This is a genomic window from Vibrio sp. MMH1-50 (assembly GCF_022347645.1).
Classification (GTDB): Bacteria; Pseudomonadota; Gammaproteobacteria; order Enterobacterales; family Vibrionaceae; genus Vibrio; species Vibrio harveyi.
The window spans coordinates 1-14030 of sequence record NZ_JAKRGG010000024.1 but is presented as its reverse complement, the minus strand read 5'-3'; the positions used below and the strand labels follow the sequence as shown (position 1 = coordinate 14030).

The window sequence follows — 14030 nt, the reverse complement described above, 5'->3', positions numbered from 1 at the left end:
GCTTTGTCGGCAAGAGGCTTTTGCATTCCTGCTTGCCTAATCTCGTGTTTAAACACACACTATATGGATTCCTGTTTTTGGCTTCTTTTCCTATGTCTACTTTTGTAATCAAACCAGCGCTTTTTGACGATCTTGAACAACTCAATGATTTGATGTTCGAGCTGCATGATGAGCACCACATCCAATCTCCAGAGCTGTTTAAAACCGCAGAAGAAATCGAACAAGAAAAGAGTATTGCTCGCTATCTCGATAATCCTGAATGTTTGGTGTATGTCGCTAGAGTAGAGGGTGAGATCGTCGGCTTTGTATCTGGGCATTTCTGCGAGCTTATTTCTACGGTTAGTAAACCTGTCATGATGGGAAGCGTTGATGAGCTATACGTCTTACCCGAATATCGTAAGCAAGGTACCGCGAAAGCTTTGATTGAAAAGATAGAGGCGACATTTGTTGATTATGGAGTGAAACAGATGTTTGTTGAGGTTTGGGACTTTAACCAGACAGCGATTTCTCTCTATGAGAACCAAGGTTTTGGGCATCATATTCATTGGTTAAGAAAGTCGTTATCTGAACGTTAATTAATGCGTAGCTAAGACGGTAACTTAGTGACTTATGTAATCTGATGGTGCAATAGTTGAGTCTACTAGTCAGTATTTGCTATTAGTCTCGTCGCAATGTACGGCGACTCATTCTCATGCGAATTGGTGATGTTGTTTTTGTTTGCTTGTTTTGTAAGTGGCACATGAATAGTGCCTCATAAAACAAGAGGAAAATAACATTGAATCTATCAAAAACCTTACTTGTAACGGCGTTATTGCCAATGTTGGCAAGTGCAGATCAAGTCACGCAAACACAAAACAATGAAATTCAGCCGGATATTGTTGGTGGCATTACCGCAACCCCAAATGACTGGAAGTTTTACACACAAATCGTCAGCCGTAATAGTAACCGCTCTTTCTGTGGAGCAAGCTATATTGGGGATGGCTATGTTCTCACGGCTGCTCACTGTGTTGATGGCGATGCTCCTAATCAAATTGCCGTCAAAATTGGTGGTGTGATTTATAATGGTACTGATGGTGTTCGCTCTAATGTCAGCCAAATCTACGTACATCCTTCCTATAATCGTTCTACTTTGTCTCATGATATCGCTCTGTTAAAACTCTCTTCAAAGCCTCAAGGTGTTACGAAAGTGGATATCGCATCAGGCAGTGTCTCGCAATATGCAGGCGTCGGTGATTGGTTAACTGTCGCTGGACTAGGCCGAACTTCGGAGGGGGGCAGTTCACCAGCCGCTCTACAAGAAGTGGATGTGCCTCTGGTGTCTGATGAAATGTGCCGTCAAGCTGGTGGGAACTACACAACAGTTGGGGCTGTTTCGTTTTGTGCGGGAGTACCTCAAGGTGGCATTGATTCTTGTCAGGGAGACAGTGGTGGTCCCATCGTTGTGAATAATAACGGCGTTGTGACTCAACTTGGTATCGTAAGTTGGGGCATAGGTTGTGCCCGACCGGGTAAGTACGGTGTGTATAGTGACATTGCGGCGTTGCGCAGTTTTGTTGATGGCGTTTTAGGTACGACAATGCCTCCGACAGATAATGTTTCTGTTGGTTACACCGCAAATCAGACTTTGAGTTCTTTTAAAGTGGGCGAGCTGAAGCAACACAGTTTCAGTATTCAAAATATCGGTAATGTTGCGTTTACTGTCGAAAGTGTGGAACTGCAAAGTTCTGGTGTCACGAAATCTGCGATGATCACCAGAGACCAATGTGCACAATCGACGCTTAGTGCAAGAAGCTCATGTGCTGTTGACGTTGAGTTTGGCGCTTCTCAAGCAGGTGACGCGAGCGTTACGCTGAACTTTGGTATTGATAAAACCAGCACCTCATATCAAGCAGTCGTAATAGCATCGGCAGTGAGTTCAACAACACCGCCATCTGGTAGTTGTGAAAATGAATGGCAAGTTAGTGCGGTTTACAACACTGGAGAAACCGTGTCGTGGGCTGGTCAAATATGGCAAGCCCAATGGTGGACGCAAGGTGATAACCCTTCAGAATCTGGTCTTTGGGGAGTGTGGCAGGCAGTAGGGGCGTCAGATTGTACAGGAACAACACCTCCGGCAGAGCCGCCGACAGACCCGACGCCCCCGACTAAACCAACACCTCCGTCTTCTGGTGGTGCCTATCAAGCTGGGACTAATTACACAGCGGGTGATGTGGTGACAAATCGTGGTGCAAGTTACCAATGTCAGCCATGGCCAAACAGTTTATGGTGTGGCTCAACTCCAAGTGCTTATGAGCCTGGAATAGGCTATGCATGGACAGATGCATGGTTGAAGCTGTAATCGTTTAAGAGAGTTTATTTCTCACTGAGAATAAACTCTCTTCTATTGTTTCAATTCTGAGAACGCGTAAAATCCATATAAATTACCCTGACGTTAAATTAATATAACTGGCAAAATTGCAGCCAATGTTTCGAGTTATGTCTGATTTCTGTCAGAATTATTTTGAGAAGTATCATTAAGTCTTTTTTGACATGTTCGCCAAATGTACAACTGGTTACTTAATTTATGTCGAAAAATATTGGCAACCCTGCCATCATGACGGTGTGATTCTTCTCTCTTTTAAAGGTTGTATTTTGTGCTGAGACAGTTGTTTTTTCTCATCCTGTATTCCATTTCACTGTTTGTTTCTCCTTTGTCTGCCGCGAATCCTCTTCCAGAAGATGTGAAAGGGGCGCTTTGTGTTGTTCGCGCAGATAACAAATTAGTATTAATCCACGAGATATTAACGAATAAAATTTCCCTTCCTGGTGGCACCATTATTCAAGGTGAATCGCCTAAACTTGCTGCGCAGAGAGAAACGTGGGAAGAAACCGGTTTAGTTGTTACTGTTGGTGAAGAGTTAGGTAGAACAGATACTGCTGTTTTCTTTGATTGTGTATCGGATTCAGACGTAATTGCGTTTTCGATGACCAATAAAATTGATGGTAATGAGTTACCTATCTGGTTTGCTCCTCATTATGGCGTTGAAGTCGCTTCTGCGATGCTAGTGAGCCCGAGTAACATGTCAGCCTCTTTGTACCGTTATCCTGAGCAGTGGAAAGATGTAGGCGAGTTCTACACTAGAGCGACTGAACAACCTGTCGTTTATGTTGAACAGTTAATTGAGTCAGCGCCCAATTTCCGTCAACTGGAGTTGTCTTGGATGATGGATCTACAGAGTTGGGTAGGTTCGTTTTCATCGAGTAGCCGTAATACGGCGTGTGAAATCGCAGACCTAATTACGAGTTTGAGCAATCCAACATTTTTGTTGTTCTTGTTTCCATTCGTGATGATGCGTTTCGATAGTCGTTTTGTATATCGGCTGTTCTTTGCTGTTACCGCAACTTCGTTGATGACTCTCGTGGCTCAACAGGGGTTCTCACTACCAAGACCGCATGTATATGTACCAATGGCAGAGTTAACTCAAAGCTTTGGCTTTAGTTTTCCAAGTTTGCCGGTAGCGGTGTGGTTTTGTGTGATGACGTTTATGTTCCAAAGAACAAATACCTTTGGTCTAAACCGAATCACATTGCTTGTTGCCCTTGTGACTTTGACCGTACTGGCTTGTAAGTTCTTCCTTGGTACTGCATTTATCCTAGATATGTTGATTGGTGCTTTGTTGGGTTCTTTGGTTGCATGGCATGTGCTCCGACTCGAAGGCAACCCCGATGTGGACGTAGACAAGTTACTGAGTTCAAAAAGTGTTTGGTTTACGATGACTGCGATTACCGCAGTGATTTCTGTCATTTGGCCGTTGCCCGTATTTACTAGCTGGTTAGCGATTCTGATTACTGCGTCAGCGCTGGTGATGACCTTCAAAGAGTCAGAAATACGTTTTGACCGTCAACAGATGTTGTTTGTGATTCTGGCGTTATTGCTGGTTGAGCAATTGTATCTTTACTTGAGCACAACGGTTTCATTTAGCGGATTTTGGTCTTTGGTGTTTAGCACCTTCCATTATCCTCTATTGATGCTGACATTTATTGTGTTAGCGAGAAAACTAACGTGTAAAAACAAGCACGCAGAGTAATAAAAAACCTCGCTTAATAGCGAGGTTTTTTAATTGGCGTTTACTTCAGATTTGTTAAGCGTTCAAAACGAATTTCTCAATAGACTTTGCTACGCCGTGTTCATCGTTGCTCTCAGCGATGTAGTCTGCGATTTCTTTTGTCTCTTCCATCGCGTTTGCCATTGCAATACCAAGACCCGCATATTGAAGCATGTGATGGTCGTTCTCGGCATCGCCCATACAAATCACTTCTTCAGCTTTGATGCCTAAGTATTCTGCGATTGCTGAAACACCGATGCCTTTATTACTTGATGGATTCAAAAACTCTAAGAAGAACGGTGCGCTTTGTACTACGGTGAATTCTTTTCTTAGATCTGACGGCAGTGCTGCTATCACTTCGGTAAGTTTGCTTGGCTCTGCAACCATCATCGCTTTGATGATGGCGTGATCATCAGAAAGTGACTCGAAGTTCATTTCAGTGACATCAAGACCATTAATTTTTGCCTCGATATCAGTGTATGGGTTGTTTTCTTCAGTAATTAAACCGTGTTCTTGACTGAATGCATGAACGTACGCCCCAAGTTCTTTTGCTTTGCGAGCGATTTTCTTTGCTGCTTTACCATCGATGATTTGCTGGTGGATGATTTCATTGGTGCCAATGTTCTTCACCATAGAACCGTTGTAATACAGTACAAAGTCTTTATCAGAGTTGATGTTCAACTCATCCAATTTGTCTTGCATACCCTCAAGAGGGCGACCTGATGCAAGTACAACGGTCACACCTGCTTCACGAGCCTTAGTGATGGCTTGCTTGTTCTCTTCTGAAATTACTTTGTCGCTGTTTAGCAACGTACCGTCCATATCTAGGGCGATCAGTTTGTACATCTTTACTTACCTTAAAAATTGGGAACTCGTGTATGAAACTACAAAAAGACCTATTTTAACAATTTATTTTTGGTTTAAATTGACCTGAGTGCGCCTCTCCATTAAGGTCTTCGCCTCGAAGTATTATGAGTTGAGTGAGTTCTACGTTGTATAAGCTAAATGAGATGTTTGAAACCATCCAAGGGGAAGGGGTTTTCACTGGTGTACCAGCAGTTTTCGTGCGTTTGCAAGAATGTCCGGTAGGATGCTCTTGGTGCGATACAAAGCAAACTTGGTACGCAGAAGAGAAAGACCAACGCCAGATTGGCGATATCTTGGTGAAAACAGAGGACTCCCCAACATGGTGTTTCGCATCAGCACAAGACATCGTAGCAGAATACAAAAAGCAAGGCTTCAATGCTCAGCACATTGTGATCACTGGCGGTGAACCCTGCATTTATGATTTGCGTGATTTAACCGCAGCATTTGAAGATATGGGTTGCCAGTGCCAAATTGAAACCAGCGGCACTTCAGAAGTCGTTACTTCAGAAAATACTTGGGTGACCGTGTCACCTAAAGTCGCGATGAAAGGTAAATTGCCTGTACTTAAAAGTGCGTTGGAGCGCGCAAATGAAATTAAGCATCCTGTTGGCACACAAAAAGATATCGATCATCTTGATGACTTACTTACGATGGCCGATATAGACTCAAAAACCATCATCGCTCTGCAACCAATTAGCCAAAAGCCAAGAGCAACACAGCTTTGTATTGATACTTGCGTGGCACGTAACTGGCGCTTGTCAGTTCAAACTCATAAATACTTAAGTATTGCTTAAGCTCGGAGAAAAAGATGAAAAAAGCAGTTGTTGTTTTCAGTGGTGGACAGGACTCTACAACATGTCTGGTTCAAGCGTTAAAAGAGTTTGATGAAGTACATGCAATCACATTTGATTATGGTCAACGTCATAAGTTAGAGATCGAAGTTGCGGAAAAAGTAGCAAAAGATCTTGGTGTTGCTGCTCATAAAGTCATGGATGTAGGTCTTCTGAACGAACTAGCAATCAGCTCTTTGACTCGCGATGACATTCCAGTTTCTCATGAACTTCAAGAGAACGGTTTGCCGAATTCATTCGTTCCGGGTCGTAATATTTTGTTCCTAACGCTAGCTGGCATTTATGCATACCAAATTGGTGCTGAAACCGTTATTACTGGCGTGTGTGAAACCGACTTTAGTGGTTACCCTGATTGCCGTGATGACTTTGTGAAAGCGATGAACAGTGCTTTAGTAAAAGGCATGGACCGTCAGTTCGACATCAAAACACCGCTGATGTGGCTAAATAAAGCGGAAACATGGGCGTTGGCAGATCAGTACGATGCGTTGCAACTGATCCGTGAAAGTACTCTAACTTGCTACAACGGCATCATTGGTGATGGCTGTGGTGATTGCCCGTCTTGCGATCTGCGCAAAGCGGGCTTAGATGATTACCTTAATAACAAAGACACTGTTATGCAGTCGTTGATTCAAAAGCAGAAAGCGGAAGATCAATAGGCTCGTTATAAGCATCAATCACGGCATCATGCCCATTTCTTTTTGATTGATACAAAGCTTGGTCTAATATCGAATACAGCTCATCAAAATTACTAAGTGGTTTTGATGTAGAGAGATAGGCCAAGCTTGCTGTGACATTGACCGAATGACCGTCGTCTGTTTTTATCTGCTTTTCTGAGATAGTTTTGTGAAGGCTTTGAACACGAAATGGCACATCAATTTCATCCACATTCTTTAGTAACAAGATAAACTCTTCTCCTCCAATACGTCCCAAATATTCTCCTTTATTTAGTTTAGATTGAAGTGACTTACAGACTTGAGTTAGGACTAAGTCGCCTACTGGATGCCCGTATTTATCGTTAATCAGTTTAAAGTTGTCTAGGTCGAATAGTGCAAGTACGTAGCGCATATCATCTGGCGCGCTGATCGATTGAGAACGGATTTTCTCGATGATTGAACTCCGATTCAGGGAGCCTGTTAACTTGTCTAAACGAGATTCCATCTTTATTTTTCGTAGAGCAAAGAGTGCGACCAACAAAACAGCGAGTAACACAAATACTACAAAGTTGTACGCTCGCTGTTGCTCGGCAAGCTTTTTAAGCTCAAGCAGTTTTAAGTTACGTTCGTTGTCAATTTTTACGAGTTGCAACTCATATTCATATTCACTTTTCGTTAGGTCTAGCGCTTCGATTGCTTTTACATTGTTGGCATCTCGGTTTGCTAACTCCAATGTTGCGTACTCGCGGTAGTGGGATAGAGCTGTTTCATACTCGTTCTGTTCTTGGAAGATTTGCGAGAGTAACAATTGAGATTTTGATTGCAACGCGGTCGTTGAGTTCTTGTTTGCTAACTCTAACGCGGCATTCGCGTGTTCCAGTGCTTCTTTCAACATGCGGTGTTTTAGGTAAGCGAAGCCTGCCGCCAAGTGACTTTCAGTTTGTAAGCGTTCGTTTTCGTACTCTTTGCCCAACTCTAAAGCGTTTTTAATATGGGGAACGGCGCTTTTTAAGTCACCAGAATCGACGTAGGCAGAACCAAGCCCAAGATAAGTTAGTCCCTTGCCGTATGGGTAATTCAGTTCTTCGAGTAGTGTTAGCGCATTCTTATAGTGACTGATGGACTTCTCGTAATCTTTAGATTTGTAATACATGGATGCCAAGCTATGTTCCACTTGAGCTACTTCAAGAGGTGTGGCTTCTAATTGTCGAGCAAGTAGTGCTTGAATTAGGTACTGTTCAGATTGTTCGAATTGACCTAGTTCACTCAGCAAATTACCTACATCGTTATAAACACCTGTGGGGTCGCTTTGCGCTGGCATTTCATTAATGAGTCGGCGGTACAAGCTAAGTGCAATATCGTATTCGCCACGGAAGTCGAAGTTGTTTGCGATTACACGCAGCGCAAGATCTGCAGGAATACTCTCTTTGTGGTCGTTAGTTAAGTGGTTATTAAGCGATGAGCAGAAAAAGTTAGCCTTGTGGTACTGACCCTGTTGATTGAGGGTGTAGCAAAGCTGGTAGTTCATTAACGCTTTTGTTTCTAGATCTGCGCGCTGTTTAGCACTTTGCAGTAATGAGGTGAACAAGTTTACTGCAGCGTCGTAGTCACCCTGTTTGCGTTCTAACAGTGCTTGAATGTACTTTGATTCCAACTTTGCAAAGTGATTTTCCAGAAACTGACTGCTACCAAAGTAAGGCTGGTTGATATTCGACATGTATTCGTAAATCAAACCACTGACGTAAAGCTTCTCACTATTAGAGTCGGCAGTGTGGTATCTGTCTTGAAGCATGTGGAGCGCAGATTTGGAATTTGTTTTCATTGTAGCTAGATAAACAGAATGCCATTGAGTGATGCTTTGAGTGTCACTTGCGTTTGCTTGACTGCCTAATAGGAGAGACGCAAGCAAAGTAAGCAGCGTACGCATAGTGATGTAACCTTATGTTATTGCTATATTGTTTGTTCAGTATGATATACCAATTGGAAGTGAGTCATTGTGACAAAAGCCAAAGGGTATAGATAGTGGGGTGATGAAAACTATGCGCTCGGTCGAGCTTTACATCGAAAAGGTAAGTAATAGAAAAGAAGACCCCAGCGCGGTGCTGAGGTCCTAGGGAATTAGCCTACGTATAGTTTCGCTAGATCTTGAGGTTCAACCTCTTTACCTTCTAGCTGTGCATTCCAGTTTGTGCCAACAAGAACGCCGTCTTCTGCAAGAGTTAGTAGCCAATCTTCAACAAAGATATCTAGTGGGATTTCTAGTACTTCGAAATCTGCCCATTCTTCAACGTTGTGTGCCTGCGCATCTTCTTTAGATGACCAGAAAGGCATGACTTCGCTGTTTTCGAATTCAGTTGAATCGCAAGATAGCCAACCTTCTTCATTGCGTAAACCCCAAACTAGTTGGTTTTCTTTAGTTTCAGCAACGAAAAGGTCAAGGTTTGCTTGGATATCTGATGTAAGTTTGCTCATTTCAAAACTCTCATTGTTATGACGCGAGTAGGTTAACACTAAAGTGCCGATTCCAAAAGCATAATACGGTTTAACAAGGTTGAAAAACAAAAGGAGCCGAAGCTCCTTAAAGTGTGTTCTCTGGAAGGGTGGTAAATATTGTCCACTCTTTTTTAATTTCACCTTTGTAGCCTACAACAGAGGCCGTTACACGACGGTTAAGTGCGTGGCTCACTTCGTCTGTTCCTTGTTGAGCAAGGTGAGTATCGCCATAGCCAACAATTCGAACGCGATCTGGTTTGATACCGTAACCTAATAACGCAGAGCGCACTTTATTTGCTCGACGTTTTGATAGGTCTAAGTTATGAGAAGCGCCGCCTACCTTACTCGCATAGCCATGTAGCTCGATAGAGGTTGTCGGGTATTCTTTGAGAAACTCAGACAATTGGCGAATTTGGCGATGGAATACAGGGTTAATTTCATCAGAGTCGTTGGCGAACAATACACGGACTTGCATTTGTTCAGACGACTTTATGTACTCACCGCAACCATCATTGTCGATCTCTGACGTTGCCGGCGTATCAGGGCAAAGGTCCCTTGCGTTAATCACACCATCATCATCGTCATCTTGTAGGTCTGCAATTTGCTGAGCATTTGGTGTTTGCATGTATTCATACTCGTCTTCCGCAAATGCTTGGTTTGCTGCGACGATAAGACCCAACGAGAAAAGAATCTTTACTGCTTGCATAATTAGTACTCCACCTTCTGATTCCACTCAGTCGGAACATCAACGCGAAGCGCATTCAATAGTTGACCAGTCGCATTCATCACACGGTATTTGGCGTATTGTTCTGCGTACTTCGCATCCAAGTAGTCTTTGCGAGCTTCAAACAATTCGTTTTCTGTGTTCAATAAGTCAAGTAGGGTACGTTTACCAATACGGTATTGTTTTTCGTACGCAATAACTGTCTCAGAAGCTGAATCTACGTGATCGGACAAAAATTGTTTCTGTTGTTGTGTCAGATCCAGTGCGCTCCAAGAAAGGCGTAAACCTTCTTCTACATTTCGATATGCGCGTTCACGTAAGTCTTTTGCTTTGTTCAACTGGTAGGCGAAACTTTCGGCATTTGCAGAGTCACTGCCACCATTGTATAGGTTGTAACGCATACGCAGCATCGCTGTTGTTTCATCACTGTTTCCTTCGACACCAGCTGCGTCATCACGCCACGTTTGCGAAGCTTCTACGGAAACTGTTGGGTAGTAGTTACCTTTAGACTGTTTGTACTGGAACTTAGCCGAATCAACATCCGCTTTTGAAATCTTAATCACTGGGTGAGAATTAAATGCCAAATCAATCGCATCATCTACTGTGTAAGGAATGAAGTTTTGATCTGCGCGAGGGAAGATAAGTCCTTGCGGAGCTTGACCTACAAGACGTGTGAAGATCGTGTGCGTATCAAACAAGTTGTTCTGAGCAGCTACCAAGTTACCGTGTGCTTTAGCTAAACGAGCTTCTACTTGCGTTAAGTCCGCTGTTGAACCAATACCTGAATCTACACGTTTCTTGATATCTTGATAGATTTTCTTATGCACTTTCAGGTTATTTTCAGAAAGCGTCAGTACTTCATAGGCTTTAACGGCATCCAGGTAGACTTTAGCCACCTCTAATGCTTTATCTTGAGCATCTGCTAATAATTGGTAACGAACGGATTCAGCATCCGCTGCAGTACGGTCAATGTCGTTAAGCGTCGCTGAACCATCCCAAATAAGCTGGGTTAGCGTAATTGTCGCTTCTTTTCGCGTTAAATCAGTAGATTTACGATTACTCTCTGCTGGGTTTATCCCTTCATATCCGACGCCTGCATCTAGGTCGACAGAAGGAAGATAAGCACCGCTCGAGGCTTCATTCACATACCGCTTACTTACGAATTCATTAAACGCACTTTTGATGTCTGGGTTGCTAATAAGTGTATTTTCAACCGCTTGCTCAAGTGTTTGTCCGAAAGCAGGGCTAACGGCAAGCACACCAAAGCATATGGCGTTGGCACGAGTCCACTTCACTTTGTTTCTCCTAGATTTAGTCATGTCTGAAGGCGAGAAATTGTTCTTATAAATAGGGACAACTCTATAGGCGTCAATAATCTAACGCACAATGCTATTAACAATCAACTATGTGACTGGTTGCTATAATTAATGTTGGATAATTAGTTTTACACTTTATGAGCTGTTGTTCTAATTATTTTCTGGATAAAGATCATGTTTTCAATGGTTTAAACAGAATTGGTGCCTGTATGTTTGTGATCTAGTCCCAAACAGGTCCTATATACACTTTTATAAGTAATATGTGACTCAAAAGTTGAAATTAAGTGTTAATGCGCTGTTATTGCGGAATATATTCGGGCAATATATAGCTAATAAGTATCATTGGTCAAAATGTTGACAGTATTTTTATGTCAGAGGTTTATATGGATCGTACTTCCTTAGTTCCAGTTGGTGAGCAGTTAGTCGTAATAGATTTGAATGGGCAATTGAAGGTTCTTGCCGAGAATGAGCGACCATTACCGGGCGAACTGATTGTTGCAGTCATCGAAGATGAACCACAAAAACTTCAAGTTAAAGTTGCAACAGAAGAAGACGAGCAAGACATCACTCAAGATGTTGCTCAAATTATTGACGCTCTTAGAGACGGGCAAGACCCGACATTACTGAATGAAGAGTTTGCCCCAGCTGCGGGTGAGAATGCCGGCTCCAGTTTGCAAGAAAGTGGGACTGTTGAGCGTACAGGGGCAGAAATACTTGCTAGCACTTTGTTTGAAACGACGGGTATCGCAGCACTAGGTTTGTCTGAAACTCAAAACCTATCGCTCGCGGATCTTATTTTGAACGCAGCAAATTCAGATAATACATCGCCAGCAATCAACCCTCGTCCTCCGGTTGCTGAAGATGACAGCGTTTTGACCGATGAAGACGCTTCGGTTTCTATCGATGTATTGGCTAACGACCAAGACGCAGATAGTGATTCACTAAGTATTGAATCGGCAACTGTTCCGGCAGAACAAGGCACAGTAGAGATTATTGATGGTAAGTTGATATTCACACCTGCAGAAGACTTTAACGGTGAAGCGACGGTTACTTATGTAGTAACGGATGGCGCACTAACTGATGAAGCCACGGTTACTGTAACGGTAAACCCGATCAACGACTCACCAGTGGCAGTGAATGATGCGGTCTCTGCCGATGAAGATACCGCGGTTACTATCGATGTATTGGCGAATGACAGCGATCCAGAAAACGATACGCTGACTATCACAGCGGCGTCAGTACCTGCAGAGCAGGGTACGGTGGCGATTGTTGACGGCAAGTTGGTCTTTACACCTGCTGAAAACTTCAATGGCGACGCAACGATTAGCTACACCATCTCAGATGGTCAGCTCACAGACGATGCAACAGTTGCGGTCACGGTTAATCCTGTGAATGACGCGCCAGTGGCAGTAAACGACACTGTTGCAACAGATGAAGATACTGCGGTTACTATCGATGTATTGACGAACGACAGCGATCTAGAGAATGACCAATTAACCATTACCAATGCGTCAGTACCTGCAGAGCAGGGTACGGTGACGATTGTTGACGGCAAGTTGGTGTTTACACCTGCTGAAAACTTCAATGGCGACGCAACGATTAGCTACACCATTTCAGATGGTCAGCTAACTGACGATGCAACGGTTGCGGTGACGGTTAATCCTGTGAATGACGCGCCAGTGGCAGTAAACGACACTGTTGCAACAGATGAAGATACCACGGTTACTATCGATGTATTGGCGAACGACAGCGATCCAGAGAATGACCAATTAACCATTACCAATGCGTCAGTACCTGCAGAGCAAGGTACCGTTGCGATCGTAGATGGTAAGTTGGTGTTCACGCCTGCCGAAAACTTCAATGGCGACGCAACGATTAGCTACACCATCTCAGATGGTCAGCTAACAGACGATGCAACGGTTGCGGTGACGGTTAATCCAGTTAACGACGCACCAGTGGCAGTAAACGACACTGTGTCAACAGATGAAGATACCGCGGTTACTATTGATGTGCTTGCAAACGACAGCGATCCAGAAAACGATACGCTGACTATCACAGCGGCATCGGTACCAGCAGAGCAAGGCACCGTTACCATCGTAGATGGTAAGTTGGTGTTTACGCCTGCTGAAAACTTCAATGGTGACGCAACGATTAGCTACACCATCTTAGACGGTCAGTTAACTGACGATGCAACAGCTGCGGTGATGGTTAACCCAGTCAACGATGCGCCAGTAGCGGTGAATGATGCGGTCTCTACCGATGAAGATACCGCGGTTACTATCGATGTATTGGCGAATGACAGCGATCCAGAGAATGACCAATTAACTATTACCAATGCGTCAGTACCTGCAGAGCAAGGTACGGTGACGATTGTTGACGGCAAGTTGGTCTTCACGCCTGCTGAAAACTTCAATGGTGACGCAACCATCAGCTACACCATCTCAGATGGTCAGCTAACAGACGATGCAACGGTTGCGGTGACGGTTAACCCAGTCAACGACGCACCAGTGGCAGTGGATGACACTGTTACAACAGATGAAGATACCGCGGTTACTATCGATGTATTGGCGAACGACAGCGATCCAGAGAATGACCAATTAACCATTACCAATGCTTCGGTACCTGCAGAGCAAGGTACGGTGGCGATTGTTGACGGCAAACTGGTCTTCACGCCTGCCGAAAACTTCAATGGTGACGCAACCATCAGCTACACCATCTCAGACGGTCAGCTCACAGACGATACGACAGTTGCGGTGACGGTTAACCCAGTCAACGACGCACCAACCATCGACGTTACCGCGGTTGATAGCGTAACTGAAGATGCGGTGAGCACCGACACAGTAGTGGCAACACTCGTTGTTGCTGATACAGATACACCTGCGGATCAATTGACGGTTCAGCTAGAAAACAACGCTGACGGTTACTTCGTGCTCGATGGTGACCAAGTTAAGTTGACCGACAAAGGTGTCGAAGCGGTTAATAATGACCAGCTAGATTTGAATAGCCTGAGTGTCACAGCGTCGGTATCTGACGGTGTGAAT

The 14030-nt window shown here is 43.9% G+C and carries 11 protein-coding genes; 6 read left to right on the top strand and 5 right to left on the bottom strand.

Annotated features, from left to right (window positions below):
• Nucleotides 1-92 precede the first annotated feature (92 nt).
• The 3 genes from MHO32_RS16745 to MHO32_RS16735 all read left to right on the top strand — a co-directional run bounded on the left by MHO32_RS16745 (nucleotide 93) and on the right by MHO32_RS16735 (nucleotide 4067).
• A complete protein-coding gene (locus tag MHO32_RS16745) occupies nucleotides 93-575 on the top strand; it encodes a GNAT family N-acetyltransferase (protein WP_050936495.1) in 483 nt (160 codons plus the stop codon).
• Nucleotides 576-775: 200 nt separating this feature from the next.
• Nucleotides 776-2338: a trypsin-like serine protease gene (locus MHO32_RS16740; protein ID WP_239213056.1), complete on the top strand. Its 1563-nt coding sequence runs from the start codon at nucleotides 776-778 to the stop codon at nucleotides 2336-2338.
• A 295-nt stretch (nucleotides 2339-2633) separates the two neighbouring features.
• Nucleotides 2634-4067: a bifunctional NUDIX hydrolase/phosphatase PAP2 family protein gene (locus tag MHO32_RS16735; RefSeq protein ID WP_050937475.1), complete on the top strand. Its 1434-nt coding sequence runs from the start codon at nucleotides 2634-2636 to the stop codon at nucleotides 4065-4067.
• A gap of 54 nt (nucleotides 4068-4121) precedes the next feature.
• Here MHO32_RS16735 and MHO32_RS16730 read toward each other — a convergent pair whose 3' ends face one another.
• On the bottom strand, nucleotides 4122-4931 hold the full coding sequence (locus MHO32_RS16730) for a Cof-type HAD-IIB family hydrolase (RefSeq protein WP_239213054.1): 810 nt from the start codon (nucleotides 4929-4931) through the stop codon (nucleotides 4122-4124).
• A gap of 164 nt (nucleotides 4932-5095) precedes the next feature.
• Here MHO32_RS16730 and queE point away from each other — a divergent pair, with 164 nt between their 5' ends.
• Both queE and queC read left to right on the top strand, forming a co-directional pair.
• The gene (gene queE, locus MHO32_RS16725; protein WP_029789727.1) at nucleotides 5096-5746 is read left to right on the top strand and encodes a 7-carboxy-7-deazaguanine synthase QueE; all 651 of its coding nucleotides are present in this window, start codon (nucleotides 5096-5098) and stop codon (nucleotides 5744-5746) included.
• Nucleotides 5747-5760: 14 nt separating this feature from the next.
• Nucleotides 5761-6459 (top strand): 7-cyano-7-deazaguanine synthase QueC, encoded by a 699-nt coding sequence (queC, locus tag MHO32_RS16720; RefSeq protein ID WP_239213052.1) that lies wholly within the window; start codon nucleotides 5761-5763, stop codon nucleotides 6457-6459.
• Here the strand turns inward: queC and MHO32_RS16715 are convergent.
• From MHO32_RS16715 to MHO32_RS16700, 4 genes are all read right to left on the bottom strand, one after another.
• Nucleotides 6416-8383, bottom strand: coding sequence for a tetratricopeptide repeat-containing diguanylate cyclase (locus tag MHO32_RS16715; RefSeq protein WP_239213050.1), 1968 nt, complete (start codon nucleotides 8381-8383; stop codon nucleotides 6416-6418). The genes queC and MHO32_RS16715 overlap by 44 nt on opposite strands.
• Nucleotides 8384-8574: 191 nt before the next feature.
• Nucleotides 8575-8928, bottom strand: a complete 354-nt coding sequence (locus MHO32_RS16710) for a DUF2750 domain-containing protein (protein ID WP_005451971.1) — start codon at nucleotides 8926-8928, stop codon at nucleotides 8575-8577.
• Nucleotides 8929-9034: 106 nt separating this feature from the next.
• Nucleotides 9035-9655: an OmpA family protein gene (locus MHO32_RS16705; protein WP_005451972.1), complete on the bottom strand. Its 621-nt coding sequence runs from the start codon at nucleotides 9653-9655 to the stop codon at nucleotides 9035-9037.
• A gap of 2 nt (nucleotides 9656-9657) precedes the next feature.
• Nucleotides 9658-10968, bottom strand: coding sequence for a TolC family outer membrane protein (locus MHO32_RS16700; RefSeq protein ID WP_009696936.1), 1311 nt, complete (start codon nucleotides 10966-10968; stop codon nucleotides 9658-9660).
• 404 nt (nucleotides 10969-11372) lie between these two features.
• On the opposite strand from MHO32_RS16700, the gene MHO32_RS16695 reads away from it, so the two are divergent.
• The coding region (locus MHO32_RS16695) for a tandem-95 repeat protein (protein ID WP_239213048.1) at nucleotides 11373-14030 on the top strand (2658 nt) is incomplete at its 3' end.

Excerpts from the sequence above, each read along its gene's own strand:
- queC (WP_239213052.1), top strand. The coding sequence starts at position 5,761 with ATGAAAAAAGCAGTTGTTGTTTTCAGTGGTGGACAGGACTCTACAACA.
- MHO32_RS16710 (WP_005451971.1), bottom strand. The coding sequence starts at position 8,928 with ATGAGCAAACTTACATCAGATATCCAAGCAAACCTTGACCTTTTCGTT.
- queE (WP_029789727.1), top strand. The coding sequence starts at position 5,096 with ATGTTTGAAACCATCCAAGGGGAAGGGGTTTTCACTGGTGTACCAGCA.
- MHO32_RS16745 (WP_050936495.1), top strand. The coding sequence starts at position 93 with ATGTCTACTTTTGTAATCAAACCAGCGCTTTTTGACGATCTTGAACAA.
- MHO32_RS16715 (WP_239213050.1), bottom strand. The coding sequence starts at position 8,383 with ATGCGTACGCTGCTTACTTTGCTTGCGTCTCTCCTATTAGGCAGTCAA.
- MHO32_RS16730 (WP_239213054.1), bottom strand. The coding sequence starts at position 4,931 with ATGTACAAACTGATCGCCCTAGATATGGACGGTACGTTGCTAAACAGC.
- MHO32_RS16705 (WP_005451972.1), bottom strand. The coding sequence starts at position 9,655 with ATGCAAGCAGTAAAGATTCTTTTCTCGTTGGGTCTTATCGTCGCAGCA.